Here is a 26,655-nt window from a genome sequence, read left to right as displayed (position 1 = left end):
ATCTTCTAGCACGCCTGCATATGGCCGTTCTGGCTGGCTATATAGATCCGATTTTTTGCTTATCAACATCAGATATTCAGTGCAATTTCACGCGTGGTGCGGTTGCGCGCCGCAGCCAGTCGGATAGCATATCCAGCAACATCCAGCGGTATCCCTGGAGAGTCGCAACGTGCATCCGGTGTAGAGACGTGTACATATAGCGTGCAACGAGTCCTTCGACAAACATCTTTTTGCCGAAGCGGTTGCCCATCAAGCTGCCGACTGCCGAGTAGCGTCCCAGCGAGACGAGCGAGCCAAGATCACGATAAGTATAAACCGGTAGTGGCTTGCCTTGCATGCGAAGCGCCAATGCACGAGCGAGAAAGCTGGCCTGCTGATGCGCGGCTTGCGCCCTCGGCGGCACGCCGCGTTGATGGTCCGGCCACGGACATGCTGCGCAGTCACCCAATGCAAAAATGTTTTCATCGGTTTCCGTTCGCAGTGTCTGTCCCACGACAATCTGGCCGGTATGATTGACCTCGAGCCCATCGAGTTCGGCAAGGATTGCTGGTGCTCTGATCCCTGCAGACCAGACAATGAGATCCGCGTTGACCGATTTTCCGCTCGCAGTGTGGACCACACCCGCAGAGATTTCGGAGACTGCTTCGCCCGTCATCAGAATGATATTTTTTTGCCTAAGGAGTTCAACAGCCGCAGCGGACAGACGCTCCGATAATGTAGGCAAAATGCGCGGAGCTGCCTCAATGATGCGGATATCAATATCGCGGACCGGATCGAGGTTCTTCAAGCCGTAGGCGTGCAGAACCTCAGCTGTATTACGCAATTCCGCCGACAACTCGACGCCGGTTGCGCCGGCTCCGATGATTGCGATGCTGACTGACGCCTTGTCAGCTACCGTCTCGTCCATTCTGTATTCTGCGCGCGTGCAGGCTGCGATCATCCGCTCGCGGAACGAAATGGCCTGTTCCACCGTGTCCAGTGCAATGCAATTCTCCTGCGCGCCTTTCACACCGTAGTAGGCAGTTGTGCTGCCGAGGCACAAAACCAGAGTGTCGTATTCGAGTGTTCGAGTCGGCAATACCTCACTCATGTCGGTCCCGAGCAGCGGACCGATGGTGACGGATTTTCCCGCGCGATTCAGTGCAGTCAGCGGACCTTGATGAAACTCAAAGCCGTGCCAGCGTGCCTGAGCCGCGTACTCGAGTTCGCGGGCAAATGAGTCCATGCTTCCCGATGCGACCTCGTGCAAAAGAGGCTTCCATACGTGCGTGGGCTTCTGGTCGATCAACGTCACTTGAGCGAGCGGCGGCGGCCCTTTTTTTCGGACCGCGCTGCCGTACTTGTTACCCAGTCGTGTTGCCAGTTCGAGGCCGCCTGCGCCGCCGCCGACGATGATGATGCGATGCATATAGTGGGTTCTCCGATGTCGAACCTTACCGAAACGCGACAATCACGGGTACGCGAGAAATCAGATCTTTGTCGCGTACCCGGAGAAATGATGAGGCTCAGGTCAGCTTGTATGAGCCGGCACCTGTGCCTGCGAGATTGCCGCCGTCAACGATCAGATACTCAGGACGGATTGGGCTGCCTTCGAAGAAACATTCGAGAATTTCGAGCGTGCCAGCAGCGTATCGAGCCTGACCCGACAACGAGCTGCCGGACATGTGCGGAGTCATGCCCTGGTTCGGCATGGTTCGCCACGGATGATCGACCGGTGCGGGCTGCGGGAACCACACGTCGCCGGCGTAACCCGCCAACTGTCCAGATTGCAATGCTCGAACAATTGCGTCGCGATCACACAGCGCGCCTCGCGCGGTGTTGATCAGATAAGCGCCGCGCTTGGTGAGGTTCAGCAGTTTGTCGTTGAACAGACCCTCGGTCGATGGGTAAAGCGGCATCTGCAGATTGATCACATCGCACACTTTCACCAGCGATTCTGGCGTCTCGTGGTACGTCAGACCGAGCTCCGCCTCCACGCCTTTCGACAAGCGATGGGGATCGTAGTAATGCAGCTTCACGTCGAACGGCTTGAGTCGGCGCAACACGGCAAGACCGATGCGCCCTGCTGCCAACGTACCGAAGTGCATCCCTTCCAGATCGTAGCTGCGACTCACGCAGTCAGCGATATTCCAGCCGCCGTTCACGGCGTACTGATGTGCCGGCAAATAGTTACGCACCAGCGACAACACCATCATCACAACGTGTTCGGCGACGCTGATGCTATTCGAAAACGTCTCCTCGGCGACCGTGATGCCATGCGCCGCAGCGGCTTTCAGGTCCACGTGATCGGAGCCGATACCGGCGGTCAACGCGAGTTTCAGTTTCTTCGCCTTCGCGATTCGCTCAGCCGTCAGATAGGCGGGCCAGAAAGGCTGCGAGATGACGACATCGGCATCGACGAGATGCCGGTCGAAAGTCGAATCCGCACCGTCCTTATCGCTGGTGACAACCAGTTCGTGACCGTTCTTTTCGAGGTAACTGCGTAGTCCCAGTTCGCCTGATACGCAACCGACCAGTTCGCCGGGTTTGAACCCCAGCGGTCCCACGGGCGACGGTACGGTTTGGCCGTTCGGATAATGAGTAACTGTCGGGATATCGTCGCGGGCGTATTTCGGAGGGTATCCAGTGACTGGATCGGGATAGAGGACGCATAAGATTTTTGCCATGCCAACTCCTGAAAGGACGGTTAGAGCGTTTTGCCACATCGGCCTACCGAGTCTAGGTCCCGTCATTCGGGCTTTTTTTCAGATTTGCACGGTATCGTTATATTTCACTGGATATAACGATACCGAAGTAGCCGACATACGTTTGCGACGGATGCCGACAGACAGATGCACGGCGAGCAATGGTGCGTGCGGGCGACCGGGAATATCGGTGGGCGATACCGAGCGGGAGGGGATAGAAAAAAGGCCCGCGCGAGGGCGGGCCAAACCATATCAGGAGGAGATATGGAGGAAACGGAGGAAGCCTATACGCGGCTACCGGGAAATGCAGACCGGGGTCGTCAACCCGGTTAATGCAGCGCTTAAGAGCAAGTCTGCGATGAGACCGCTGCTCTTTAAAGCATCGGCCGCATATCGGGCGTCACCACGCTTCGACGAGACTTGATTCTCGATTCACGACGGGAAACTTGGCGCGGTCTGGAATCAGGCGCGCTGCTATGTTTGCTGGCACGTACGGATCGGCTGGGCGGCCTCAGGAGGCCTTCGCCGTCGCGGGACGGGCCAGGTCAGCCCCGGCCCACAAGGAGGGCTTGCTGCGCTCGTATTGTGGGGGGAAGGTGATCGATTTTTCGTCGCCCAGACTCTGAGCCGCATGCCAGACCCAGCGCGGGTCGTCCAGAAATGCCCGGCCGAGTGCGACGGTGTCTGCCTGACCGGATGCAATGATCGTTTCGGCCTGGTGTGCGTCGGCAATCATACCGACTGCGCGGGTGTGAAGCTTGACGTTTGCTTTGACTTCAGCGGCAAACGGAACCTGATAACCGGGGCGTACGTCGATGCGGGCGTTGACGACGCCACCGGTGGTGACGCACACATAATCGGCGCCGCGAACTCGCAAGGCATCGGCGAAAACAATGGTCTCAGCCAGTTCGATTCCGCCGGGCGTCCAGTCGGAGCCCGTGATCCGGAGGCCCAGACAAACCTTGGGTGGAAGCACCTCGCGAACCGCCGTCGCGATTTCCAGCGGGAAGCGCAAGCGATTCTCTAGCGATCCGCCGTACATATCGGTGCGCTGGTTAGCCAATGGCGAAAGGAACTGATGGATGAGGTAGCCGTGGGCGGCGTGGATTTCGATCACATCAAAACCCAGTCGGATCGCACGGCGGGTCGCTGCCACAAATCCTTCGCGGACCCGTCTGATGTCGTCATGGGTCATCTCTCTCGGAGTATGCCAATGGCCGCCCGCCGCGATCGGTGAAGGTCCCTCCGTTTGCCAGGGATCTTCGGCTGGCCCCAACGCGGCACGGCCCTCCCACGGTCGCTGGGCCGATGCCTTGCGTCCCGCATGGTTGATCTGGATGCCCCAGCGGGTCTGCGGGGGCGCGACGCGCCTTGCTGCCGCCATCACTCTTGCGAGAGCGGCCTCATTGGCGTCGCTGTAGAGGCCGAGACATCCGTGCGTGATTCGGGCGCGTCGTTCGATCGCCGTGGCTTCGAGAACGACGAGTCCTGCGCCGGAAATGGCGAGCTGCATCAAATGCATCAGATGCCAGTCGTTTGCACAACCATCGTCGGCGCTGTACTGGCACATCGGCGAGACGACTACACGGTTCGCGAGAGCGACGGGGCCGACATGAACTGGGGAAAAAAGCGAGGAAGTCATGTTTCATCTCCTGCAAATACAAATGTGAATGCTACTGACTCGCCCGAAGCACTGACGCTCCGAGAGAAGGTAAATTTCGAGCCGTATGCTGCGTATCCTTTTACACGACATCGAAACGATCGAGGTTCATTACCTTTACCCATGCCGCGACAAAATCGTGAACGAACTTTTCCTGTGCGTTCAGACTGCCGTAAACTTCTGTCAGAGCCCGCAATTCGGCATTGGAACCGAAGATAAGATCGACACGTGTGGCGGTCCAGAGAGGTTGCCCTGTCGCCCGGTCGAATCCTTCGAAGAGGTCCTTGCTATCCGCTGTGCTCTTCCATTGCGTGCCCATGTCGAGCAGGTTCACGAAGAAGTCGTTAGTTAGCGCTGCCGGCCGACTGGTGAAGACGCCGTGACGCGTTTCGCCGAAGTTGGTATTCAAAACCCGCATGCCACCGATCAATACCGTCATTTCCGGTGCGCTGAGCGTCAGCAGTTGCGCTTTGTCGATCAGCAGTGCCTCAGACGCTGCGGCGCAGTCGCCCCGGAGATAATTGCGAAAACCGTCGGCCATGGGTTCGAGTGCTGCAAACGAGTGGACGTCTGTCTGTTCCTGAGAAGCATCCATGCGTCCCGGTGTGAATGGGACAGTGAGCTCGTAACCGGCGTTTTTAGCGGCCTTGGCGATGCCGACGCATCCGGCCAGCACAATCAGGTCGGCGAGGCTCACTTTTTTGGCACCGCTCTGCGCGCTGTTGAAATCGCGTTGAAGACTTTCGAGAATTTCGAGCACCGTGGCCAGTTCCGCGGGCTGATTGACTTCCCACGCTCTTTGCGGATGGAGAGCGAGGCGCGCTCCGTTCGCACCGCCACGTTTGTCTGAGCCGCGGAACGTGGACGCCGACGCCCACGCGGTCGAAACCATTTGTCCGACAGACAGCCTTGACCCCAGAAGCATCGACTTGAGCGCAGCGATGTCCTGCTCGTCGATCAACTCGTGATTGACGGCGGGAATAGGGTCTTGCCAGATGAACTGCTCTGCCGGCACGAGGGTGCCGAGATAGCGTGTTCGCGGTCCCATATCCCGGTGTGTCAGCTTGAACCACGCTCGGGCAAACTCGTCTGCAAATTGATCCGGGTTAGCATGGAAGCGCCGCGAGATAGCCTCGTATGCCGGGTCGAAGCGCAGCGCAAGATCCGTGGTCAGCAGTGACGGCGAGCGGCGCTTTGCCGGGTCTTGCGGATCGGGCACAGAGTTCGCGCCGGCCCCGCCCTTCGGCGTCCATTGATGTGCACCTGCCGGGCTGCGTGTCAATTCCCATTCATAGCCGAACAGGTTTTCGAAAAAGTTGCCGCTCCACTGCGTCGGCGTAGTCGTCCAGATAACTTCCAGACCGCTGGAGATTGTGTCGTCACCGTTGCCGGTACCGAAAACGTTCTTCCAACCTAAGCCCTGTTGTTCGAGGCCGCTAGTTTCCGGCTCGGGTCCTACGTTTGACGCCGGCGCGGCACCGTGGGTTTTGCCCGTAGTGTGACCACCGGCGATGAGCGCGACCGTTTCTTCGTCGTTCATCGCCATGCGGGCGAAAGTGTCGCGAATGTCCTTCACTGCGGCAACCGGGTCCGGGTTACCGTCCGGACCTTCAGGATTGACGTAAATCAGGCCCATCTGGGAAGCTGCGAGCGATTGGTCGAGCTCGCGTTGATCTGAGTGGCGCTTGTCGCCAAGCCAGCTCGTTTCAGCGCCCCAGTAAACTGACTGATCAGTTTCCCATGCGTCTTCACGCCCCCCCGCAAAGCCAAGGATCTTGAACCCCATTGATTCCAAAGCGACTGTTCCGGTGAGGACGATCAGATCCGCCCACGAGAGGCTGCTGCCGTATTTTTGCTTGATCGGCCAGATTAGCCTACGTGCCTTGTCGAGATTGACGTTGTCGGGCCAGCTATTGAGCGGTGCGAAGCGCTGCTGACCGGAGCCGGCGCCGCCGCGTCCGTCAGTTGTGCGGTAAGTGCCGGCGCTATGCCATGCCATGCGGACGAAGAAAGGACCGTAATGACCAAAATCGGCGGGCCACCACGCCTGCGAGGACGTCATCAGTTCCAGCAGATCTTTCTTAACATCATCCAGATCAAGGCAGCTAAATGCCTGCGCGTAGTCGAAATGCTGGCCCATAGGATCGGAACGCGGCGAATTCTGGCGGAGAATGCCGAGGTTGAGCCGATGCGGCCACCATTCCTGGTTCGACGTGCCGCTGCCAGCCGCGTGAATGAATGGGCATTTCGCTTCTGTTGACATGCACCTTCTCCATTGAGTGAATGGAAGTCAGCTTGAGCCATTTCGACGAGTGCCGATTGCATGTAAGGGGTTTGCTTTGCAGATTTGCACGACGCGATTCGACGGTGGCTCGTTTTCGTGGCACGGGCCCGGCTACAAACCCACTATGTCGCGAGTTTCTCAGGTAAATGAGTAAGAGGAGAGGCTTGGCAAGCACGACAATCGTACGTTTCTCGAAAACGACGAGCGTCCCGACTTTGCGGAACACAGCGATTCTGTAAATGAAAAAACGTGAATGTTGTTCGACGCTGCTGACGGTATGCAGCCAGGTTTGGAGAGAAGCGATATTGCGCTCGATGACCGCAGCGGCAGTTAGAAAATGAAGTTTCTTTGTCGAGGGCCTGCCGAGCTGCTCCGCCAGCTTCAAGCTGGCGCGGAGAAGGTGGGACGGCAGCAGTTGCCACCGTTCAACCCGAAAACTATGTTACGACCGACGTCCGGACTCGAACAGGAACCAGACGCGCCGTTCGGCTTCGTCAATCCACGTTTCTAGCAGACTCGTCGTGGCAACATCACCGAATTCATTGCACAACGTGTGGGTCTCGCGCATGTAACCTGCCAGCGCGAGATTGTCTTCGCGCAGTTCAGCGAGCATGTCGTCAGGCGTGACAAATTCGGCGTCGTTGTCAGCAATGCGCTGCAGTCGGGTAATGTGACCCGTTGAGTGCAACGTCCTGCCTCCAATCTTGCGTGCGCGTTCTGCAATGGGGTCAGTGGTTGCAAATATCTGGTCGGACTGGTCATCGAGCAGCAGATGATAGTCGCGGAAGTAGGGTCCCGACATATGCCAATGAAAATTCTTTGTCTTGAGATAGAGCGCAAACACGTCTGCGAGTAAAACGGTTAAGGCGGCGGCGATATCGTGAGTCGCCTCCTGCGTGAGCCGAGTCGGCGTTTTCAATGGCGCAGCGCGATGTTCGGCTGCTTTCGTAGCATCTTTCATAGCAAGTCCTTGGTTAAACAAGCCCACGGGTTCAGCATGCGAATCGTGCTGGGGAAGACTTCAGTTTAGGAGCACGTTGTCCATAAAGTCCTGCATAAAACATGAATTTTTCTGAGAAAAAATAAGGCAACGCGAAGATAAGAAACGCACTTATTTCGTGGCGTTCTTTTATGACTATTCCGTGCTGTTTCGACAAATCCGACAAGAGAGTGGTCGCTAGAATGCGAAGCTTCGTGTCAGGAAACCGTCATGCCTACTCTGACCAATGGTGCGTTGTACGCGGCAGGAATTCTTATTCTGGACTTCCTCGCTTGGCGTTTTATGGACAGCAGGAAGGATCTTTTACGGTTCTTGATCCGGGCATTGATGTTCGCTCTGTCTACTTACATCCTCTTCAGTTCAGGAATCAGTCCACTGCGGGCGGCACCGTGGCCAGCCGACCCGTTTCGGCATTTACTGGCGCAGGTACTTGAGTTGGTATGGTGGTTACAAGGCGCGCGCCTTGTCATCATTGTTCTCGATCGCGTCGTTTTGCCGGAAGCATGGCATAGAGAGCGACTGTTTCAGGACGTGCTCGGCGCCCTCGTATTTCTGGCTGCCACGGTCGGTGCAATTGCTTTCGTGTTGCAACTCCCCGTAAAGGGGTTGCTGGCGACCTCCGGCGCGCTCGCTGTCGTGCTCGGTCTGGCAATCCAGAGTACGCTCAACGACGTATTTTCCGGAGCCGTATTGAATGCGACCCAGCCTTTCCGTCTGGGCGACTGGGTAACTATCGGCGATGCTGAAGGCAAAGTGATAGAAAGCAATTGGCGCGCGACCAGCCTGCTCAACGGCCAGGGAAATCTTGTTGTGATCCCCAACAGCGTGGCGGCGCGTGCCAATATAGTTAACGCGAATCAGCCGCCGCATACGCATGGCATTAGCGTGGTTCTTGCACTGAGCCCGGCGATCAGGCCGGCGCTGGTACTCAGTGCTCTGGCTAACGCCGCACTCAGTTCAACTGACGTGCTCACCGACCCGAAGGCAAGTGCGAACGTTCGCCGCGCGACCAATGACGCCATCGAGTATGAAATCGTCTGTTTCGTGGATTCGCTGGACAAGACTGATGAAGTCCGAAATCGTTTGTACGATTTTGCATACCGTCACCTGCTCTCGCGTGGGGTGACTCTTCATTCGCTGTCGGTGGCGGAGCAAGGCACGCCAGGCGCCGACGGAAAGCGCATCCTGCTTCGCAATGTGCCAATTTTTCAGACCTTGAACGACGGTGAATTAGCGGAGTTGACAGCCAGGCTGATAACGCATGAATTCGACGCGGGCCAGACTATATATACCGCATCAGACGAGAGCGCTCACGATCTGCATATCATTGCGCGGGGCGTTGCGAAGGTCACGGTGCGAAAGGAAAAGGAAGGGGAAGAGGTCGAATCGCGCCGGTTATCGCCAGGCGACGCGATCGGGCAGCTAGGCATACTTGCCGGCGTTGCGAGCGCTGTCGTTGCGCGTGCGCTAACCCGAGTGACGGTATATCAGTTGGACAAGTCGGTGCTGACATCGTTGCTTACGCGACGCCCCGAAGTGGCCAAAGAGATGTGCAGGCTGGTGTCGGCGCACCTTGCTAGCGAAGAATTGTTGTTTGCCAATCCGCCTGAAATTGAGCAATCCGAGAGTGGCGTGTTGCAATGGATACGTGATGGCGTCAAGCGGTTCCACCAATTACAGATCTGATTCTGTTCTTGGCTACTGCGCCTGATTAGCAGGATCAGCTATTACAGGACTGATCGCGCGAACCACGCCTCACTATTTCTTCGCTAACCTGCAAAGGTTTGTGTTTAATTCTCTCATCAGTACGAGAGCGTGCAGTTTTAGACCAAGAATCGCGGGCATTGCTGCACATGACTCTCGACGGGCTCGAGCCATACCGTGCTTTTTTGAAAAAGATCTTCCGGCCGGAATGATTGAATTGCTCATTTCCTGCATCTTTGAGAAAAACTATGGCCACCGTCTACACTGCATTTGGGGCACGCGCACCAACGCGCGCTGTCAAGGCTACCGCCTTGATCTTCGAGTTGCGAGGGATCGTCGGCGACAAATACACACTGATCTCACCTTCACAAACCCGCCGCTATCGAACCGGCTTTCGATTTGGCTGCGGTAACGCGTTAGCGTCGTGCGGCCCGGTACTCTCGTCGAGCAATGGAAGGTCCTCCAGGCGTGTATCGCGGCGAATGTCGCGGTGATTTGCCAGGCTTCAAATACTGGTATCACAGGTGGATCAACACCAGACGGAGACGATTACGATCGAGATATCGTGATTGTCAGTCCGACACGCATTAACAAGGCTTATGTGATCGTGGAGGGGCGGCAGGTGGTCTGTTTGCCGGGCGTCACGCTGGACCAGTTGGAGAAAACGCTGCAACCCTTTGGCCGGGAGCCGCATTCTGTTATCGGCTCGAGTTGCATCGGCGCGTCGGTATTCGGTGGCGTTTGTAACAACTCGGGAGGAGCGCTGGTTCAACGCGGTCCGGCCTACACCGAAATGGCACTATTCGCTCAGGTCGACGAGTCTGGTGCGCTGAAACTGGTCAACCATTTGGGAATTGAGCTCGGTGATAAGCCAGACGTCATGCTTGCTCGACTCGAACAAGGCGTGTTCACGGAACGCGATATTCGACAGGACGCCGGGGCCGGTTCCGACCACTACTATGCGAGTCACGTACGCGAAGTCGACGCGAATACACCGGCTCGCTACAACGCCGACCCGCAGCGATTGCATGAAGCTTCGGGTTCGGCGGGTAAGTTGATGTTGTTCGGCGTTCGAATGGACACGTTTCCTGTTGAACAGGACGCGAAGGTTTTCTATATCGGAACGAATGAACCCGACGATCTCACTGAACTTCGCCGCAGTGTGCTACAAAAACTGAGTCCCCTCCCGATCTCAGCGGAGTATCTTCATCGTGATGCGTTCGATGTTGCAGAGAAATACGGCAAGGACACGTTTCTGGCGATCCGCCATCTGGGTACGTCACGCATGCCTGCATTGTTTGCGCTGAAGAGTCGCCTCGACGAACTGTTCGGCCGCATCGGATTTTTGCCGTCGAATTTCACCGACAGGGTTCTACAATCAGTAGGGATGCTGTTTCCGAGTCACTTGCCTCCGCGTCTGAAGGATTTCCGAAACCGATATGAGCACCATCTGATGCTCAAAGTAGCGGGGGAGAACGTCGACGAAGCTCGCGCGTTGATATCGTCACATTTCGAAACGTCTTTTGGCGAATATTTTGAATGCACTGACGACGAGGGTAGCAAAGCGTTCCTGCATCGTTTCGTGACTGCGGGAGCCGCGGTGCGATACCGCACGCTTCATGGCAGGGAGGTCGAAGATATCGTTGCGTTGGATATCGCGTTACGTCGTAATGATCGCAACTGGCCTGAAACATTGCCATCTGAAATAGACGAGAAGATCCTGATTAAGCTGTACTACGGGCACTTTCTTTGCCACGTATTCCATCAGGACTATATCGTCAAAAAAGGCAACGATTGCACGGAGCTCGAGCACAAAATGTGGTCCTTGCTGGATCACCGGGGTGCCGAATATCCTGCGGAACACAATGTTGGTCACCTGTACAAAGCGAAGCCTCAACTTGTCGCGTTCTACAAAAAAATCGACCCGTGCAATTGCTTCAATCCCGGCATTGGACAAACCTCGAAGTTCGAGCGCTATCGAGAGACTGTAGTCTAAGAGGGCGACGGTGCACTTTAAATGAGCCACACCATTCTTTTCTTCCAGGACCTGCTGCTGGTGTTGCTGGGGGCGTGCGTTCTATCGCTAATCGCAAGTCGCTTCAATCTGCCGGCCGCCGCGGTGTTGCTGGTCGGCGGCGCAGCGATCTGCTTCGCAACCGATGCTCCCGCCGTCGCGCTCGACCCGGATGTCATCATGGTCGTGCTGATTCCTCCGCTGTTAATGTCCGGTGCGTTCTATACAGCCTGGCGCGAGTTTCGCCGCGAGACCGCGTCTATCGCATCCCTCGCACTCGGTTCGGTGATTTTCACTACCGCGAGTGTCGCTTGCGTCGCGCACTGGGTGGACCCACGGTTACCTTGGGCGGCCTGTTTCGCGCTCGGCGCAATCGTATCGCCTCCCGATGCGGTCGCTGCAAAAGCTCTGCTCGCCAAACTACCGCTTCCTGAGCGTCTTATCACGGTGCTCGAAGGGGAAAGTCTCGTCAACGATGCGTCGGGCCTTGTGATCTACCGCTTTGCTGTCGTCGCACTGTCCGCAGGCGTGTTTAGCGCGCAGGACGCGGTCGTCACGTTTTCCGTGCTGTCGCTGGGCGGAATCGCAATGGGAGCGATCACTGGTTATGCAACGATCGGGCTGCTCGGACGGCTCAAAGACGCGCGCTTGTCTGTGGTGCTCACGTTTTTTGCAGCGTGGGCAGCCTATCTGTTCGGCGAACACCTGCATGGGTCGGGCGTGCTGTCGGTCGTAGTGTGCGGATTGATTGTCGGATGGCGTCAGCACACGGTTCTGGATGCGACCACCCGTTTGCAAATCACTGGAACGTGGGACGTCGTTGTCTTTGTGCTGGAAGCACTGGTATTCATCCTGATTGGCGTGTCGTTGCGCAGCCCGCTCGAAAAGCTCAGCGCCGGGCAGAACTTCTCTTCATGGCTGCCGGAGCGGGTCTGGATGCTCGCTGGTGCGACGGTAGCCGTGGTTATCCTTGCGCGATTTCTCTGGGTCGTGACGGCGATCGTGTTACCCGAACAGTTCCTGGCGCGCGTACGCGGCACGCCCGTCAGAACGGACATCAGGCAAGCGACGATTCTGGGTTGGGCGGGAATGCGGGGCGTAGTGAGTCTTGCGGCTGCGTTGGCGCTTCCCGATTCTCTGGCCGACCGCGACACGCTGATTTTCTCGACCTTTGCGGTGATCTTCGTCACTGTTGTTGTGCAAGGGTTGACGCTTGCGCCGCTCGCACGTCGGATCGGCTTTCGAGATATACATGGGCCGGCCGAACCAAAGTACCTGACGCAATTCGAGGCTCGCTCGGTTACGTTTCAGGCATCGCTCGACGCGCTGAGGAACATTGATATCGGCCAATGCAAAGGCAATGAGGCTGTCGTGCTGCGGCTGATCGACGAATACAGTTATCGGGTTGAAAGTAACGCACGAGCGCACGTAGGTGGTGCAGACCTGGTGCGGTTAAGACATACCCGGTTAGATATCGGATTGCAGGCGGTGCAAGCGGGCCGTGCAGCGCTACTCAAGTTACATGACGAGAGCCGGATCAATGACAAGACCTTACATCGGATCGAATCTGAGCTGGATCTCGAAGAGGCCAGATTGAAGAGACTGGTCGGCCCGTAAAGGAGCCATGCGGACTGACGTGGCAAACATGAAGAGCCGGGTTTACGGGGAGCTTATAAGTGACCTTCTCGTCCAGTTGTACACGCTAATTTGTCCCGAGCCGGTAATGGCGAGCGTGCCGAAGAGTATCAATAACATCCACGCAAATTGCCCTTCTGCCAAAGTCCAGTCGCGATGCACGAAGGTTAGCGCAATGAGGGTGACGATCAGAATTGGCAATACGGTCAGTCGCGTTGCAATGCCGAGAATGACAAAAGGCGGACAAACCACTTCGGCAAAAATGGCAAATACCATAGAAACTGATCGGCCGAGATGAAACGGATCTTCGATGACCGCAGCCTGCTCTGCGTAGTGCATGACTTTGGGCAAGCCGTGAACGACCAGTACGAGCAAACAGGCGCTTACGCGCAAATATAGCAATCCAACATCTACAATCGTTGCCTTGGGTTGCACTTATCTTCCTCCTTTGTTCTTGTGTGACCGATGATAGGCGCGCGAAGGCTAACAGTCCTTTACATTCCTTAAATGTTATTAAGCGTTGATCTGGACTCGCACAATTTCGTGGAATGCTGCAAGCGGCGGAAGGTTACCGATCAACGTGAATATCGATCCAATATCGCCTCGAATCATGGAGGTCGTAAGAAACAATCTGCCACGTTATCCGCTACCGGTTCGACGCGCGGAAGTGCTCAATAGTTTGCCCTGCCGCCACGGCTCGCCTCAACCATTCAGGTAGGCTTCCCTCGCCGGTCCAGCAGTTGCCGAATGCGTCCCGGTAGAACGGCTGGACGGTCTCTCTCTCCAGCACTTGCTCCAGCGTTGCGACAGTAATACCGCATTCATCCATCCTTCTTCTGATCCACAGGATAATGCGCTCGCGGGTTTCTGCGTCGGGTCTGGCGATCAACGTAGGCATGATAGGTGGGCACGAAAAGTAGAAGAGGGTGCCTTGATTTAAACCTCGGATTAGCGACCGGTTTTTCAAAAAAGCACTGCGCTTTTCAAAGCCGAGACAATCTGCGAAAAATTGTCTGGCGTCCGTTATACCAACGTCTTAGTCGCACGGTCGTTTCGGTGCCGTACCGATCCCAATGCATAGCTACTGCAGTAGCGTTGCACGACGTATTCTGGTGGAAACGCAAAGCCATTCTGTTTTTTTTGCAGTTGAAGTCGACTCGCGAGGAGCGATCAATTCATGACTACGCCGATTACGCCGTCCCCGATTTCTGTTGTTTCCGACCTGAAGGCCGGAATGAGTGCGCCGAACTTTACCTTGCCGGCGACGCCCGACCAGAAGATTTCTTTAACGGAACTTCGCGGCGCGCCAGTCATTCTTGCTTTTTATCCGGCCGACTGGAGCCCGGTATGCGGAGATGAACTCGGCCTGTTTAATGCGGCTCTCGGCGAGTTTCGTCGCTTTGGTGCGCAACTTGTCGCGATATCTGTCGACAGTCCCTGGTCGCATTCCGCTTATGCGGCCCAACGCAATCTTCACTTCCCGCTCCTTGCCGATTTCGAACCGAAGGGCGACGTCGCGAAAAGCTATGGGGTGTACCGGATGCCCGAAGGAATCTGCGAGCGTGCGTTATTCGTTCTCGACGGGGAGGGCATTGTCCGGTGGTCTTATGTTTCTCCTATTTCAGTCAACCCCGGTGTCGACGGGATACTCGATGCGCTTGAGAAATTGAGCGTCAGTTCAAAACAGGACACACCATGAGCCATCTCACTCCGCCCGTTGGATCAATCGACCACATTCAGGGCAACGCAGGCGCGCCTCTGACCCTTGTCGAGTACGGTGATTTCGAATGCCCGTATTGCGGTGCGATGTATGGGGTAATCAAGACGGTGCAGCAAATTTTAGGGCCTAAACTTCGCTTTGTCTTCAGGCACTTTCCGCTGTCGGAGATGCATCCTCATGCACTGCACGCGGCTGCCTTCGCGGAGGCTGCCGCTACGGTAGGCAAGTTCTGGGACGCCCATGACACATTGTATGAAAATCAGTCGGCATTGAGCGATACCAGTCTCGCGCGATACGCGGCGCAACTCGGTATTCGCGAGCGCGACCTCGCCGGTGCGTTTGAAGGGGCTTATGGCGACGCGATCCAGAAAGACTTCGAGAGTGGGCTGCGGAGCGGTGTAAATGGTACACCGACTTTGTTCATCAACGGTCACCGGTATGACGGCAATCCCGATGCCGAAAGTCTGCTCGAAGCGTTGCGTGCAGTCTTACACGAGACTTGAGCGGGGGCGGGTACTGATCCGTAAGACAGGCGGCACGATCAGTGGATCTTGCCGCCCACCATGTGTTGTAATGAGATTAGTCAGGCGATAGTCTCGACTACGCCTCCATCTACACGCAATGCCGCCCCAGTGGTCGCTGAAGCCTGAGGAGAGCAGGCATAGACGACCATGTTTGCGACTTCTTCGCAGGTGGACGGACGCTGGATGAGAGAACTGCTGCGGTGAGTGCGCACGAATTCGATACCAACCTGTTCGACCGTTTTCCCTTGCTGCTTCGCGGTTTCTTCGACCATCGCCCGGAAGCCATCCGATAGTGTCGGCCCGGGCAGCACGGCATTGACCGTCACGCCGCTACCTGCTGCCTGCTTGGCGATACCGCGTGCAATGCTCAGTTGTGCTGTCTTCGAGAAACCATAGGGCAGCATATCGGGCGGGATATTCAGGCCTGACTCGGACGAAATGAAGACAACACGCCCCCACTTGCGGTTCATCATGCCTTGCAGATAGCTGCGGGTGAGCCGAACCCCTGACATCACGTTGATCTGAAAGTAGCGTTCCCAGTCGGCGTCCTCACTGGAAAAAATATCACCCGGACCGTATACGCCGAGATTGTTGACGAGAATATCCGCGTTCGGTATCGACTGGGCCAGGGAGGCGCACCCTGCTGCGGTTCCCAGGTCCGCCGCAATGCCTTGCAGCTTCGCATTGGGAAACTTGTCCAGAATCGCTGCCAGCGCGCGCTCAACCGCGTCCTCTTCGCGTCCGTTGATCACGGTAGTAGCACCTGCAGCGGCGAGGCCTGTTGCGATTGCGAGGCCGATACCACCGGCGGAGGCACTGACAATGGCTGTCTTGCCTGATAAGTCGATGATCACTGATTTGCTCCGGAGAAAAAATCGTTGGTGAAAGCTACGCTATGCCGGGTACAACTTTGCTATGTGTCGATTTGCCTTTGCAGACTCTCGCCGGCCAGGGGCATGTTCCGCAAGCGTATTCGGGTGGCATCGAATAGCGCATTGCCTAATGCACCTGCTGTGGGGCCCATCGACGCTTCAGCGGCACCAAGAAAAGGCGCGCCCGGGCGATCAATCAGATGGACGTTGATTCTGCGTGGCACGGCTGAGAATCGCAGTATCGGATAGCTGCTCCAGTCGAAGCTACGGATTCGCTTCGTGTCGAACTGCAGCTCTTCGTAAAGCGTCCAACTGGCAGCCTGAATCACGCCGCCTTCGATCTGATTGCGGATGCCATCCGGATTGACGATCTGCCCGGAGTCGACGGCGACCTCGGCGTGTTCGAGAATCACTTGACCCGTTTCGGGCACGACGGATACTTCTACCGCGATCGCCACATAGGCCATCAGGTTCTTGTACTTCGCGAACGCGAACCCGACGCCGTGATTGCGTTTGCGCGGTGCTCGCGGCCAACCGAATTGATCGGCAGCGAGTTTGATGACGTCGCGGGCGCGCGGATCATGCATATGCTTCAGCCGGAACACTACTGGGTCGGTGCCGGCGGAGGTGGCCAGTTCGTCCATGAATGTCTCGATCGTGTAGACGTTCATGTGCGCGCCAAGCGAGCGCATCGCGGACGAATGCAGTGGCATGGTCGGCGAGAAATTGTTCATCACGTGCATGTTCGGTAATGCATACAGGGGAATTGCGTTGCGGTCGCCGCCGCCTTCGGGTTGTACCATCGGCACCGAAGGTGCAGGTACGAACGGTTTCGCGAGCCACTGCGCGGGAATGAGCCGTCCCGCGTTAACGATGCGCTCGTTGTGCGAACTGCTCCACAGAGCGTAGTTCCAGTCGACGATGCTGCCGCTCGCATCAAGTGAGGCGCTCACTTCGGTAACCATTGCGGGCGTGTAATGATCCCATGTGTGTTCCTGTTCGCGCATCCACTGCACGCGTACCGGTCGGCCTTTCATCTCGAGCGCGAGCAACGCGGCGTGAGCGGCGACGTCGTCAGCGCCGTTATGACCGTAGCAACCGGAGCCCTCGACGTGAATGCACCGGATCTTGTCCTTCGGCATCGACAGCATTTCGGCGAGTCCGTCGCGTAGTGGATAGACGCCTTGCGAATGCGTCCAGACGGTCATGGCGCCGTCCTTGAACTGGCCGATTGCACAGGACGGCCCTATCGAGCCGTGCATCATGTAGCGTTTCGTATAGGTCGCGCCAAGCGTTTTGACGGCCGCGCCGGCGATATCGTGCGTGTTGGCGATTTCGATGTGTTCGGTGGCAATCGTCTTCAGATCGCGGTGCACGGTGGCGGGATTGGGCAGCGGGCGGCCGACCGTCCACTGGCATCCCGCAGCGAGCGCGCGTTGTGCCTGCACTGCTTGCCATTCGCCGCTGGCGATCACGGCGAGCATGCTGCCGTTTCTGACCACCTTAAGCACGCCCGGCATTGTTTGAATCGCGGGCGTATTTGTCTGCAACAACTGCGCCTCGTAGACGGGCGGCATCACTACGCGAGCGTGCACCATGCCCGGCAGGATCATGTCCTGGACGTAGGCTACGCCGCCGGTTACCTTGCGCGGGATATCCACGCGTGGCAGCGACGTGCCGATCATGTCGAAACTCGCGGGGTTCTTCAACGGCGAGACCGGTAAGGCCACGCGATGCAGATCGACAAGTCCAACCGCTTCGCCGTACGTCATGCTGCGGCCGTCCGGTGCCTTGATCACTGCATCGTGCGCAACTAGCAGCGCACTGGCTACGCCGAAGTGTTGTGCGGCGGCGTTGACCAGCAGTCCACGTACCTGAGCCGACGCATTGAGCAGTGCGCTGCCGCTGTCGGCAATCGTGTGACTGCCGGCAGTGAGCCCTTCGTCCGGCGACGCGCCGGTATCGGCGGTGAGAAACGTGATTAGCGAGGGCGCCATGTCGAGCTCTTCGGCGGCAATTTGCAGCAGCGCAGTGCGCACGCCCGTGCCGAGTTCCACCTTGCCGGTGTACACGGTCACCTTACTGGCGCGATCGATCCTGATCCACGAGTCGAGATATGGATTGGTTTTCAGGCTGCCTGGGAGCGCCTGTGTGGCCTTGCCGATATGAACCGCGGCCCCTTCGTCGGCGATGACTTCCTGGGCCATCGCGCTGACGCCGGGCACCATGCTGAAGCCGACCACGAGCGCACCGGACAGCATGAAGCGACGGCGTCCTTCATTGATTTCTTCTGTCTCGACGCTCATGGCGACACTCCGCGATTTGCCGCGTGCATCAAGGCCGCCGGTGTACCTGCGGGCGGCGGCAGATGTGCGACTTCGCGGATCGCGGCCAGGATCCGCTGATGCGTGCCGCAGCGACAAAGATTCGGTTCCATGTGATCGATCAGTTCGCGCTCCGTTGGGCGCGCGGTGCGCTCGAGCAGTGCTTGCGCGCGCATGATCATGCCCGCGATGCAGTAGCCGCACTGCGCCGCCTGATGATCGATGAACGCCTTTTGCAGCGGCCCGGGATGCTCGACCGTGCCGAGACTTTCGATCGTCCGTACGGGGCGCTTTCCGATCGATGCGACCGGGATCAGGCAGGAGAAGGCGGCCTCGCCATCCACGATGACGGTGCATGCTCCGCACTGTCCCAGGCCGCAGCCGAACTTTGCGCCATGCAGTTGCAAGTCATTGCGCAATACGTAAAGCAGCGGTGTCGACGGATCGATATCGAGCGTGTGCTGTACGCCATTCACGGTTAGGTTGATCATCGCGCGTGGTTCTCCTGTCTGATTCTGGCCGCCATCGTCGCGACGTCCTGCCACGGGCCGCGCTGCGAATACGTCGCGCGAATGTAGGACGCCAACTCTGCGATCTGGTGGTCATCGTAGATCTGGCTGAAGGCGGGCATGTAGTTCTCGCGGTCTTCACCGTGCCAGCCGTTGCCGCTCAACATCATCTGGATGGCATTACGTGGCGTTGCCGCATTCACGGCCGTGCTGAAGGCGAGCGAGGGCCGCTCTCCGATTGACTGCATCGGCGCGGCAGGGCCGTGGCATTGCGCGCAGGAGGCGGCGAACAACGCCGCACCGGGTTGCGTCGCGGCCAGGTTGGCGAGTTTTGCATCAAGCGGAATGTCGGCGTCGGACGACGTCGGTTTCTGGATCGACAGGATGTACGCGGCGATAGCCTGGACGTCTTCATCGGGCACGGTTGCGAGATCGCGTGTGACCGGCAGCATCGGGCCGGCGGCGGCACCGTGTTCGCTCGCTCGCCCGCTGCGCAGATACATCACGAGTTGATCCTGAGTCCACGGTTTCGGGGCTGCGCTGAGCGCATTGAGCGCAGGCGCTTCCCATCCGTCGACCACACCACCGTCGAACCCATGGCCCGCTTTTTCGCCACCGATGAGATTGAGTGGTGAATGACACGATGCGCAGTGGCCGAGCCCGTCCACCAGCAACTTGCCGCGGTTCCAGCGAGCGTCCTTCGATGTGTCGGGCGGCCGGGGACCGGCGTGAAGGAACTGGAGATTCCAGAGCGCAAGCGGCGGGCGAAAGTTCAGCGGGAACACGAGGTCATTGGCGGGCGTGGTGGCGTTGACAGGCTCGCGCGTCATTAGATACGCGTAGGCCGCCGCGATGTCGCTATCGGAGATGCGGGTGAAGTGGATGTACGGAAACGCCGGATAGAGCAGATGTCCGTCTCGCGACACGCCGTCGCGGAGCGCTCGCTTGAAAGCCGTGAGTGACCAGTTGCCGATGCCCGTTTCGGGGTCCGGCGTAATGTTGGTCGCGTAGATCGTGCCGAACGGCGTAGCGAGAGGCAAGCCCCCCGCGAACGGCCTGCCGCCCTTTGCCGTGTGACACACGATGCAGTCGCCCAACGCGACGACCCGCGCCCCGGCAACGCGCGTCTGCGCGTCGAACGACGTCGCTGGCGGTGTGCTAACCGGCGCGATGGCGGGACGCCACATCAGCAGCAAAGCGACCATCAGCGCGACCAGCACGATCACGCTGCCGGCCGTCAGCAGTCTGGATTTGCGAGTCATTCAGACTCCTGTGCGGACGGATACTCGACATAGCCCGCCGCGATCCGTTCCACGGAGTCGCGGTTGGCGATGTAAGCACGTGCAAACTCCAGGCGTGTCAGCGTGACCTTCGCGGCTCAAAGCTTCAGCCGGCTCGACGGAAATGCCGCCGTTGACACTCGGCGTGCCGAAGAACACGTGGTCTCCGAAGAGAAGGGATGAAAGTGACAACATGGCGATTCCTTTCCAGGCGTGCGTGTTTCGTTCAGATAAGTCACTGTGCTGGTCAGCGTATCGCTAAGCCCGCGAAAATTCCTGAAGTCATGCTGAATTGTTGTTAAGCCGGACAGCGAACCATCCGGTCCGTAGCCGACGCGTGTCACTCAGGCATGGCGAGCGGCATGCGGACGACCAATCAGCAGGTAATGAATCAGCGCGATAACGGGGAAAGCTGTAGCGACCGCGCCGACCATCGGCCAGCCGCCGTGTTCGTAGAGTGGACTCGCGAGCGCCGAGCCGAACGCACCGCCGACGAAGATGTTCGTCATATACAGCGCATTCAGACGATTGCGGCTCGCCGCGTGCAGTGCGTAGATCTCGCGCTGGCCCAGTACCATATTCATCTGCACGGCGAAATCGAGCACGATGCCGGTCGCGACGAGGCCGAGCACGCCCCAGGCAGGATGAATCAGCACGGGGGTGTATGCGAGCGCGCCGACCACCAGCGCGATGAGTGTCGCGCGTACCGAATGACCTCCGTCAGCGAGGCGACCGGCGACCGGTGCCGAGGTCGCGCCGATCGCACCGACCAGCGCGAAAATGCCGATCTCAGTTTGGGAGAGTCCGAATTGACGGGTCAATTCGACGGGGATCGCGGTCCAGAACAGGCTGAAGGAAGCGAACATCAACCCCTGGTAGAACGAGCGGTGACGCAGCACCGGCATCGTGCGCACCAGGTGCCAGAGCGATCCGATCAGTTGGAAGTAGGTTGCCTTGTGATCGGGCTGGCGGCGAGGAATGGTCAAGGCGAGCACGCTCGTCACGATCGCCATAAGCGCTGCTGCACCGCCGAACACCGCGCGCCAGCCGAAGTGCCCGGCCACCACGCTGGAGATCGGCCGCGACAGCAGAATACCGAGCAACAGGCCGCTCATGATGGTGCCAACCACCTTACCGCGCGTTTCGTCGGGCGCGAGATGCGCGGCGAGCGGAATCAGTATCTGCACGGCGACCGAACTGAAACCGACTAGCAGCGAGATGCCGAGAAACACTGACGCTTGATGTGCGAATGCAGCGGCCGCAAGACTTACGATCGACACGAGCGCCGTGGTGATCATCAGTTTGCGGTTTTCCAGCAGGTCGCCGAGCGGCACGAGAAAGAACAGGCCGAATGCGTAACCGATTTGCGTGAGCGAAACGATCAGGCTGGCGGCGCCTCCGGACATGTGAATGTCCGGTGCAATCAGCTCGGTGATCGGCTGCGCGTAATACAGGTTCGCGACGATGGCGCCGCAGCAGAATGCAAATAGCGCGATCAGACTGCGGGTCAGTTTGACTGGGCAGCTATCGCCTGTTCCGGTGGATACTTGGGTTGACATGACAACTCCCTGAATTGGAAAAACGAAAATTGTGGATTCAGCGTGCGATTTGCATGAGGCGATCGCCAAGCGAAATGCCCATATCGGTCATCAACCTGCCACGTTGCAACTGCTGGTTCTCCCAACGCGTGAGAGCTGAGTCGATCGTCACGTCGCTTTGCCACGTAGACGACAACGCAAGCGCCAGAGCATGAGCGTTCGCTGCGGCCTTCGCCGTACTGCCCGCCGTATGTGGGCGCGGCACCGATGCGGCGTCGCCGAGCAACACTGCCCGCCCGAACACCATCTTCGATGAGCGCAGGTCGACGATCGGCTGCATGAACGGATCGTCGGTCGCGTCAACCAGCGCGCGAAACGTCGGTCCGAGCCACTTCGGCGCATCCTCCCGGAGATGGGCGATGTCCGCACGCTTGGTCGAACCGGGCGGGAGAGAAAACGCACGCTTCACCCCGTTGCGGTCCACCAGCAACTCGGCCAGTCTTTCGGCGGTGTATTTGCGGTACCACACCCAGTTCCAGCGACGCTCGCCGAATACAGTCGAATCGTTCTCGCCAGGAATCAGGTAACACAGTCCCGAATAGCCGTCGCCCTGCTGGAAGGCGAAGCGGTTGCGCAACACGTCGGCGGCGACGCGCGGCAAGTCGGACTCTTCGACGAGTCCGCGCCATGCCACGTAACCGGCATAGACCGGGACGACTTCGGGCAGCAGGCGTTGCCGGAGTGTCGAGCGAATACCGTCGGCACCGATCAGCAGATCTGCCCGTTCGCTGCGGCCGCTTTCAAACTGGGTGATGATCTGCTCGCCGTCCATCTGGAAATCGACGAAGGTCTCGCCAGCGTGCAAGGCACTCGCGGGCAGCGCATTTTTCATGGCGCGGTAAAGCAGACTCCACGAAGTTTGCATTTGCGGCATGTACAACTGTTCGACCACGCGGTCATCGCGATCCAGATAGATACGATCGCCTGACATTACGCCAGGCGGGTCAGGCAATTCGACGTTGGCGTAGGCGAGCGCGTCCAGCACGTCCGGTTGAAGGACGACGCCGCCGCCACGGCTTTCGAGTTGCTTCGACGAGGTCTCGAACACATCGGCTTCCCAACCGGCCGCTCGCAACGTATTTGCCGTCAACAGGCCGCCTAATGACCCGCCGATCACGACGGCACGTGGTTTTACCAGGGATTTCATGATGCTTTCCTTTGCGCCGCCAAGAGCAGCGCGTTGCTGAACACGACGGAAGGTTGTGCGCCGCTGATCACATCACCATCGATCCGAATGGTCGGCACGGCCTGAACGCCGAGCCGGCCGGCCCGCTCGCGCGCTGCGTCGATGTCCTGAAGGCCGGCTGCGGACAGCAGATACGCGCGCACCTCGCTCGTGTCGAACGCGCATTGCGCCGCGATCTCGACGAGCGTGTCGAGCGAACCGATGTCGCGGCCTTCGTTGAAATAAGCGGTGTAAATGGCCTGATAAAGAGCGGCGCTTTCTTGTGGTTCGCCGTGCTGTTGCGCAAATTGCATCAGCCGATGCGCGAGCCGCGTGTTCGGCGTGCGCATCACCTTGTCGTAATTGAACAGGGCGCCGGCAGCCAGCCCCGCGCCGGTGACCTGCGCGTCCATGCCCTGCGAACGTGCCCAGCTACCGAACTTCTGGCTGCGGTACATGCGCCGGTCCATCCCTTCGATTGGCATGGTCGGGTTCAACTCAAAGGGGATATAGCGGATCGATACCGGTTCGTGCGGGTCTCTTTCCGCGAGCGCCGCCGCGAGGTTCCGCTGGCCTATCCAGCACCACGGGCAAATAAAGTCGTAATAGACCTCAATCTGAATCGCTTGCATGTTGCACCCCTGATTTAGGTAACGGATGCAGCTTATCGGTTGCGTTGTTCGTATTGAATATGGACAAAATGCAAGCTAACGTTGCGTTATTCGCAACCAAAAATGAGCGTGAGAACAAAATGGACAAACTCCTCGCCATCAAAACCTTGCTGGAGGTCGCTGATGCAGGTGGCTTTTCGAAGGCAGCCCAACGACTCGGCGTGGCGACCTCTTCGGTCACGCGATCGATGGACTCGCTGGAGGCATCCCTTGGCTCCGCGCTGCTGACCCGTACACCAAGAAAGGTCAGCCTCACAGATGCCGGCATCGCCTACGCCGAACAGGTTGCAAAAGTACTCGACGACCTGGCCGAAGCGGACGAGAGCGTGTTCGATAGCGGCGCGTCACCAGTCGGTGTGTTGAGAATCTCGGCCCCTTCCGCCTACAGCCGTTTGTGTCTCGCCCCGCATCTCGCTGCGTTCCTTTCGAGCCACCCTCGTGTGCTTCTCGACGTCGTGGTCGCCGACCATTTCGTCGATCTTTCGCTGGAGCGGATCGACGTTGCGATCCGCATTGGCCACATCGACCGCGACCCGAGTCTGATTGTCAAAAAGCTCGCGGACAATCCGCGCTATGTGGTGGCAAGCCACGCTTACCTTGAACTCAGCGGCAGGCCGTCCAGTCCACAGGATCTCGCCGGCCACGAGTGCCTTCGCTTCGCCTATGGCGGGGGCTACCGGATGCACCAGATCTGGACGTTCCAGCGCGAGGGCGAGCAGCAACGCGTCGACGTGCGCGGTCATCTGCTGTCGAACAGCCTTGATATCCTGCTCGAGACAGTGTTGGCGGGACGCGGCGTCGCCTTGCTGCCTGCATGGCAGGTCGCAGCGGAAATTCGCGCGGGACGCCTGATGCGCCTGTTCGACCAGTTCGAAGCGAGTCCTCATCCGGGGGACGCACTCGTCTACGCGGCCTACCTGCCGAATCGCCGGCAGTCCAGCAAAGTGCGCGCATTGGTCCAGTTTCTCCAGGCGCGACTGCAGACGTCGTCCGAAGGTTGAACAGGGATGCTCACCGGAATGTCAGCTGCTTCGTTCATCACGAATCCCGTTCTGCGAATCAGCCTCACTGGCACACGTGCACTTCAAGAATGAATGCAGTGTAAGAAGGATTCGCAAATAAAGTCCTGCTGAAAATCTGAAACGTTCTGAGGCGGCACGATGCGTGTGGACTCCGACGCGGCGCGCGCGCAGAAATGTATGGAGTGACATCGCATAGAGGCAGCGCGCAGTCCTTAAGTGTTTTTAAGGATCGGTCAAAGTCTTTACAGATTTAATTCGCTATGCTTAGAAGGAAAATCTCCTGGTGTTCCGTCGGCTCAATACGTCGCCAATCGTGGTATCTGGCCGGTGTTCAGGGCAGGGCGTGCCCGGAGAGGACTGACACGGAGAATAGAGATGAAGAAGATCATTGCGGGCGTTGAGATCCCTGACGACGCCATGGCCCAGGCCGCGACCGACCTGATCCGCAGTACGGAGTCCGAGTTGATGTTTCATCACGCATTGAGAGCATTTTTGTTCGGTGCGCTCGCGGCGCGCCGTGACAACCTGACATTCGATACGCAATTGCTTTACATCAGTTCGATGTTTCACAACGTGGGCCTGAATGCCAAGTATCAGCGCTCGCCCTTCCGGTTCGAAGTGGACGGCGCCAACGCCGCTCGGGATTTTTTGCGCCAGCACGGCGTTGACGAGGGGAAGATCGCGGAGGTGTGGGTCGGGATCGCGTTACATACCACCCCTGGGATTTCAGAGCACCTGTCGGCGCTGGTGTCGCTCATCAGCGCTGGCGTGCAAATGGACGTGCGGGGCGAACGCTATGACGATTTCACGGCGCATCAGCGCGATGAAATCGTGCAAGCCTATCCGCGCGAATCGGGCTTCAAGAAGAAGCTGATCGAAGCCTACGCGCGTGGCATGGTGCATCGCCCCGAGACAACCTTCGGGACCGTGAATGCCGATGTGCTGGATCGGTACGATCCGAACTATCGCCGTTTGAATTTTTGCGGACTGATACTGGGATCGGAGTGGCCGAATTGACAGGCGTTTCCGGACGCGAGAAGAAAGGGCGTTGAGATTGGCCGTGAGCGCGTTAGATGTGGCGGCCCGGAGCATGTTCGCAGTCGGCGACGTGCGCTCGGCGGCCACGACTCAGATTCACGCGTATCAACGTGAACTCGCGGAAGCCTCCGCCTACGACGATCTGATGTGAGCCAGGTTCTCGTGCAGGTCGCGCGTAAGCCCTTCGATGCGCTCGGCCAACTGGCGAGTCAATTCGGTAAGCTCGGTGTTTTGCCGAAGTAACGCAGTCATCTGCTCATTCTGATGGGCAAGTTCCGTTTCACGTTGCTGGCAGGCGAAGGCGAGTTCTTCCCGATGATGTGCATCGGCTTCGGCCAACGCCTTATCGCGATCCGCCTGACGCGTTTGAGCGAGCAGGATCAGTGGCGCTGCATAGGCAGCCTGCAGACTGAACGCGAGGTTGAGCAAAATGAACGGATAGGGATCGAAGTGCAGTAAGTGCAGCAGATTCGCCGCGATCCAGCCACTCACCAGCAACGTCTGCACGATGAGAAAGGTGGGCGTGCCGAAAAATCTCGCGAAGGCCTCGGCTTTCAGCGCGAACCAGTCGTTGCCGAAAACTCTCGACAGGTGTTGATGCGCAGCTTGAAAGCGCAGGTGGTCGGGAGCCTGAGGGTTTGCCCCGGAAGCTGGGTACTTGATTCCGTCCGACATGTTTATCCCGTCAATCGTTGGATACAGCGGATAAGTGGTGGCACGTCAGAGCAGTTTATCCGCGCTGCAAGCGCGGTTCGCATCTCATGAAACGTTTTGACGGCGCGCGTTCTTCTCGCCCCGCTTCGGTGCAACGGTTGTCGCGTCGCCGTCATGACGGTGCCGTTGTTGACGCAGGCTTCACGACATCACAGTAAAAGATATGGCGCTGACAGACCATCCTACCTGCGGTTCAACGGACCGCCGTGACGCATGACGGCGTTATACCTAAGTGTG

General features: G+C 58.3%; 22 protein-coding genes and 1 pseudogene. 8 read left to right on the top strand and 15 right to left on the bottom strand.

Going from position 1 to position 26,655, the window contains the following annotated elements:
- Positions 1–76: 76 nt before the first annotated feature.
- The 5 genes from ABH945_RS34445 to ABH945_RS34425 form a co-directional block, all read right to left on the bottom strand.
- A complete protein-coding gene (locus tag ABH945_RS34445) occupies positions 77–1,408 on the bottom strand; it encodes an NAD(P)/FAD-dependent oxidoreductase (protein WP_429253620.1) in 1,332 nt (443 codons plus the stop codon).
- 97 nt (positions 1,409–1,505) lie between these two features.
- Entirely contained in the window at positions 1,506–2,666 is a 1,161-nt protein-coding gene (locus ABH945_RS34440) for an NAD-dependent formate dehydrogenase (RefSeq protein ID WP_429253619.1), read from the bottom strand.
- Between the two features lie 529 nt (positions 2,667–3,195).
- Positions 3,196–4,326, bottom strand: a complete 1,131-nt coding sequence (locus ABH945_RS34435; RefSeq protein ID WP_429253618.1) for an NADH:flavin oxidoreductase/NADH oxidase — start codon at positions 4,324–4,326, stop codon at positions 3,196–3,198.
- 100 nt (positions 4,327–4,426) lie between these two features.
- Positions 4,427–6,607, bottom strand: a complete 2,181-nt coding sequence (gene katG / locus ABH945_RS34430; RefSeq protein ID WP_429253617.1) for a catalase/peroxidase HPI — start codon at positions 6,605–6,607, stop codon at positions 4,427–4,429.
- 463 nt (positions 6,608–7,070) lie between these two features.
- Positions 7,071–7,589, bottom strand: coding sequence for a Dps family protein (locus ABH945_RS34425; RefSeq protein ID WP_429253616.1), 519 nt, complete (start codon positions 7,587–7,589; stop codon positions 7,071–7,073).
- Between the two features lie 249 nt (positions 7,590–7,838).
- Here ABH945_RS34425 and ABH945_RS34420 point away from each other — a divergent pair, with 249 nt between their 5' ends.
- From ABH945_RS34420 to ABH945_RS34410, 3 genes and pseudogenes are all read left to right on the top strand, one after another.
- On the top strand, positions 7,839–9,314 hold the full coding sequence (locus ABH945_RS34420) for a mechanosensitive ion channel domain-containing protein (RefSeq protein WP_429253615.1): 1,476 nt from the start codon (positions 7,839–7,841) through the stop codon (positions 9,312–9,314).
- Positions 9,315–9,580: 266 nt separating this feature from the next.
- Positions 9,581–11,328 (top strand): annotated as a pseudogene (gene dld / locus ABH945_RS34415) (D-lactate dehydrogenase).
- A gap of 21 nt (positions 11,329–11,349) precedes the next feature.
- Positions 11,350–12,963 carry a Na+/H+ antiporter gene (locus tag ABH945_RS34410; protein WP_429253614.1) on the top strand — a complete coding sequence of 538 codons (1,614 nt, stop codon included), beginning with the start codon at positions 11,350–11,352 and terminating at the stop codon, positions 12,961–12,963.
- 42 nt (positions 12,964–13,005) lie between these two features.
- On the opposite strand, the gene ABH945_RS34405 is transcribed toward ABH945_RS34410, so the two are convergent.
- Positions 13,006–13,416, bottom strand: a complete 411-nt coding sequence (locus ABH945_RS34405) for a DoxX family protein (RefSeq protein ID WP_429253613.1) — start codon at positions 13,414–13,416, stop codon at positions 13,006–13,008.
- A gap of 211 nt (positions 13,417–13,627) precedes the next feature.
- On the bottom strand, positions 13,628–13,810 hold the full coding sequence (locus ABH945_RS34400; protein WP_429253662.1) for an H-NS family nucleoid-associated regulatory protein: 183 nt from the start codon (positions 13,808–13,810) through the stop codon (positions 13,628–13,630).
- Positions 13,811–14,158: 348 nt separating this feature from the next.
- Here ABH945_RS34400 and ABH945_RS34395 point away from each other — a divergent pair, with 348 nt between their 5' ends.
- Entirely contained in the window at positions 14,159–14,680 is a 522-nt protein-coding gene (locus tag ABH945_RS34395) for a redoxin domain-containing protein (protein ID WP_429253612.1), read from the top strand.
- On the top strand, positions 14,677–15,204 hold the full coding sequence (locus ABH945_RS34390; RefSeq protein WP_429253611.1) for a DsbA family protein: 528 nt from the start codon (positions 14,677–14,679) through the stop codon (positions 15,202–15,204). Before ABH945_RS34395 ends, ABH945_RS34390 begins: the two co-directional genes overlap by 4 nt.
- 80 nt (positions 15,205–15,284) lie before the next feature.
- Here ABH945_RS34390 and ABH945_RS34385 read toward each other — a convergent pair whose 3' ends face one another.
- The 7 genes from ABH945_RS34385 to ABH945_RS34355 all read right to left on the bottom strand — a co-directional run bounded on the left by ABH945_RS34385 (position 15,285) and on the right by ABH945_RS34355 (position 23,605).
- Entirely contained in the window at positions 15,285–16,079 is a 795-nt protein-coding gene (locus ABH945_RS34385) for an SDR family NAD(P)-dependent oxidoreductase (protein WP_429253610.1), read from the bottom strand.
- Between the two features lie 59 nt (positions 16,080–16,138).
- A complete protein-coding gene (locus ABH945_RS34380; RefSeq protein ID WP_429253609.1) occupies positions 16,139–18,403 on the bottom strand; it encodes a molybdopterin cofactor-binding domain-containing protein in 2,265 nt (754 codons plus the stop codon).
- Positions 18,400–18,912 (bottom strand): (2Fe-2S)-binding protein, encoded by a 513-nt coding sequence (locus tag ABH945_RS34375; RefSeq protein WP_429253608.1) that lies wholly within the window; start codon positions 18,910–18,912, stop codon positions 18,400–18,402. Before ABH945_RS34375 ends, ABH945_RS34380 begins: the two co-directional genes overlap by 4 nt.
- Positions 18,909–20,192, bottom strand: a complete 1,284-nt coding sequence (locus ABH945_RS34370) for a c-type cytochrome (protein ID WP_429253607.1) — start codon at positions 20,190–20,192, stop codon at positions 18,909–18,911. The genes ABH945_RS34375 and ABH945_RS34370 overlap by 4 nt, the downstream gene beginning before the upstream one ends.
- A 362-nt stretch (positions 20,193–20,554) precedes the next feature.
- Positions 20,555–21,769, bottom strand: a complete 1,215-nt coding sequence (locus tag ABH945_RS34365; protein WP_429253606.1) for an MFS transporter — start codon at positions 21,767–21,769, stop codon at positions 20,555–20,557.
- A 37-nt stretch (positions 21,770–21,806) separates the two neighbouring features.
- Positions 21,807–22,955: an FAD binding domain-containing protein gene (locus tag ABH945_RS34360; protein ID WP_429253605.1), complete on the bottom strand. Its 1,149-nt coding sequence runs from the start codon at positions 22,953–22,955 to the stop codon at positions 21,807–21,809.
- Entirely contained in the window at positions 22,952–23,605 is a 654-nt protein-coding gene (locus ABH945_RS34355) for a DsbA family oxidoreductase (protein WP_429253604.1), read from the bottom strand. Before ABH945_RS34355 ends, ABH945_RS34360 begins: the two co-directional genes overlap by 4 nt.
- 119 nt (positions 23,606–23,724) lie before the next feature.
- On the opposite strand from ABH945_RS34355, the gene ABH945_RS34350 reads away from it, so the two are divergent.
- The 3 genes from ABH945_RS34350 to ABH945_RS34340 all read left to right on the top strand — a co-directional run bounded on the left by ABH945_RS34350 (position 23,725) and on the right by ABH945_RS34340 (position 25,855).
- Positions 23,725–24,645, top strand: a complete 921-nt coding sequence (locus ABH945_RS34350) for a LysR family transcriptional regulator (protein WP_429253603.1) — start codon at positions 23,725–23,727, stop codon at positions 24,643–24,645.
- A 396-nt stretch (positions 24,646–25,041) separates the two neighbouring features.
- Positions 25,042–25,683, top strand: a complete 642-nt coding sequence (locus ABH945_RS34345; RefSeq protein ID WP_429253602.1) for a phosphohydrolase — start codon at positions 25,042–25,044, stop codon at positions 25,681–25,683.
- A gap of 43 nt (positions 25,684–25,726) precedes the next feature.
- Positions 25,727–25,855 (top strand): hypothetical protein, encoded by a 129-nt coding sequence (locus tag ABH945_RS34340; RefSeq protein ID WP_429253601.1) that lies wholly within the window; start codon positions 25,727–25,729, stop codon positions 25,853–25,855.
- Here the strand turns inward: ABH945_RS34340 and ABH945_RS34335 are convergent.
- A complete protein-coding gene (locus ABH945_RS34335; RefSeq protein WP_429253600.1) occupies positions 25,837–26,379 on the bottom strand; it encodes a DUF1003 domain-containing protein in 543 nt (180 codons plus the stop codon). The two genes, ABH945_RS34340 and ABH945_RS34335, sit on opposite strands and share 19 nt — an antisense overlap.
- Between the last annotated feature and the right edge of the window lie 276 nt (positions 26,380–26,655).

The organism is Paraburkholderia sp. GAS333 (assembly GCF_050435665.1).
GTDB lineage: Bacteria > Pseudomonadota > Gammaproteobacteria > Burkholderiales > Burkholderiaceae > Paraburkholderia > Paraburkholderia fungorum_A.
The sequence above is the reverse complement of the archived record's forward strand: the minus strand, read 5'-3'. Positions and strand labels throughout refer to the sequence as shown.

What these genes read in the sequence shown, in the direction of transcription:
- ABH945_RS34380 (WP_429253609.1), bottom strand. Translation starts at nt 18,403, where the DNA reads ATGAGCGTCGAGACAGAAGAAATCAATGAAGGACGCCGTCGCTTCATG.
- ABH945_RS34370 (WP_429253607.1), bottom strand. Translation starts at nt 20,192, where the DNA reads ATGACTCGCAAATCCAGACTGCTGACGGCCGGCAGCGTGATCGTGCTG.
- ABH945_RS34390 (WP_429253611.1), top strand. Translation starts at nt 14,677, where the DNA reads ATGAGCCATCTCACTCCGCCCGTTGGATCAATCGACCACATTCAGGGC.
- ABH945_RS34365 (WP_429253606.1), bottom strand. Translation starts at nt 21,769, where the DNA reads ATGTCAACCCAAGTATCCACCGGAACAGGCGATAGCTGCCCAGTCAAA.
- katG (WP_429253617.1), bottom strand. Translation starts at nt 6,607, where the DNA reads ATGTCAACAGAAGCGAAATGCCCATTCATTCACGCGGCTGGCAGCGGC.
- ABH945_RS34335 (WP_429253600.1), bottom strand. Translation starts at nt 26,379, where the DNA reads ATGTCGGACGGAATCAAGTACCCAGCTTCCGGGGCAAACCCTCAGGCT.
- ABH945_RS34445 (WP_429253620.1), bottom strand. Translation starts at nt 1,408, where the DNA reads ATGCATCGCATCATCATCGTCGGCGGCGGCGCAGGCGGCCTCGAACTG.
- ABH945_RS34355 (WP_429253604.1), bottom strand. Translation starts at nt 23,605, where the DNA reads ATGCAAGCGATTCAGATTGAGGTCTATTACGACTTTATTTGCCCGTGG.
- ABH945_RS34395 (WP_429253612.1), top strand. Translation starts at nt 14,159, where the DNA reads ATGACTACGCCGATTACGCCGTCCCCGATTTCTGTTGTTTCCGACCTG.
- ABH945_RS34425 (WP_429253616.1), bottom strand. Translation starts at nt 7,589, where the DNA reads ATGAAAGATGCTACGAAAGCAGCCGAACATCGCGCTGCGCCATTGAAA.
- ABH945_RS34435 (WP_429253618.1), bottom strand. Translation starts at nt 4,326, where the DNA reads ATGACTTCCTCGCTTTTTTCCCCAGTTCATGTCGGCCCCGTCGCTCTC.
- ABH945_RS34400 (WP_429253662.1), bottom strand. Translation starts at nt 13,810, where the DNA reads ATGGATGAATGCGGTATTACTGTCGCAACGCTGGAGCAAGTGCTGGAG.
- ABH945_RS34420 (WP_429253615.1), top strand. Translation starts at nt 7,839, where the DNA reads ATGCCTACTCTGACCAATGGTGCGTTGTACGCGGCAGGAATTCTTATT.
- ABH945_RS34410 (WP_429253614.1), top strand. Translation starts at nt 11,350, where the DNA reads ATGAGCCACACCATTCTTTTCTTCCAGGACCTGCTGCTGGTGTTGCTG.
- ABH945_RS34440 (WP_429253619.1), bottom strand. Translation starts at nt 2,666, where the DNA reads ATGGCAAAAATCTTATGCGTCCTCTATCCCGATCCAGTCACTGGATAC.
- ABH945_RS34350 (WP_429253603.1), top strand. Translation starts at nt 23,725, where the DNA reads ATGGACAAACTCCTCGCCATCAAAACCTTGCTGGAGGTCGCTGATGCA.
- ABH945_RS34360 (WP_429253605.1), bottom strand. Translation starts at nt 22,955, where the DNA reads ATGAAATCCCTGGTAAAACCACGTGCCGTCGTGATCGGCGGGTCATTA.
- ABH945_RS34375 (WP_429253608.1), bottom strand. Translation starts at nt 18,912, where the DNA reads ATGATCAACCTAACCGTGAATGGCGTACAGCACACGCTCGATATCGAT.
- ABH945_RS34345 (WP_429253602.1), top strand. Translation starts at nt 25,042, where the DNA reads ATGAAGAAGATCATTGCGGGCGTTGAGATCCCTGACGACGCCATGGCC.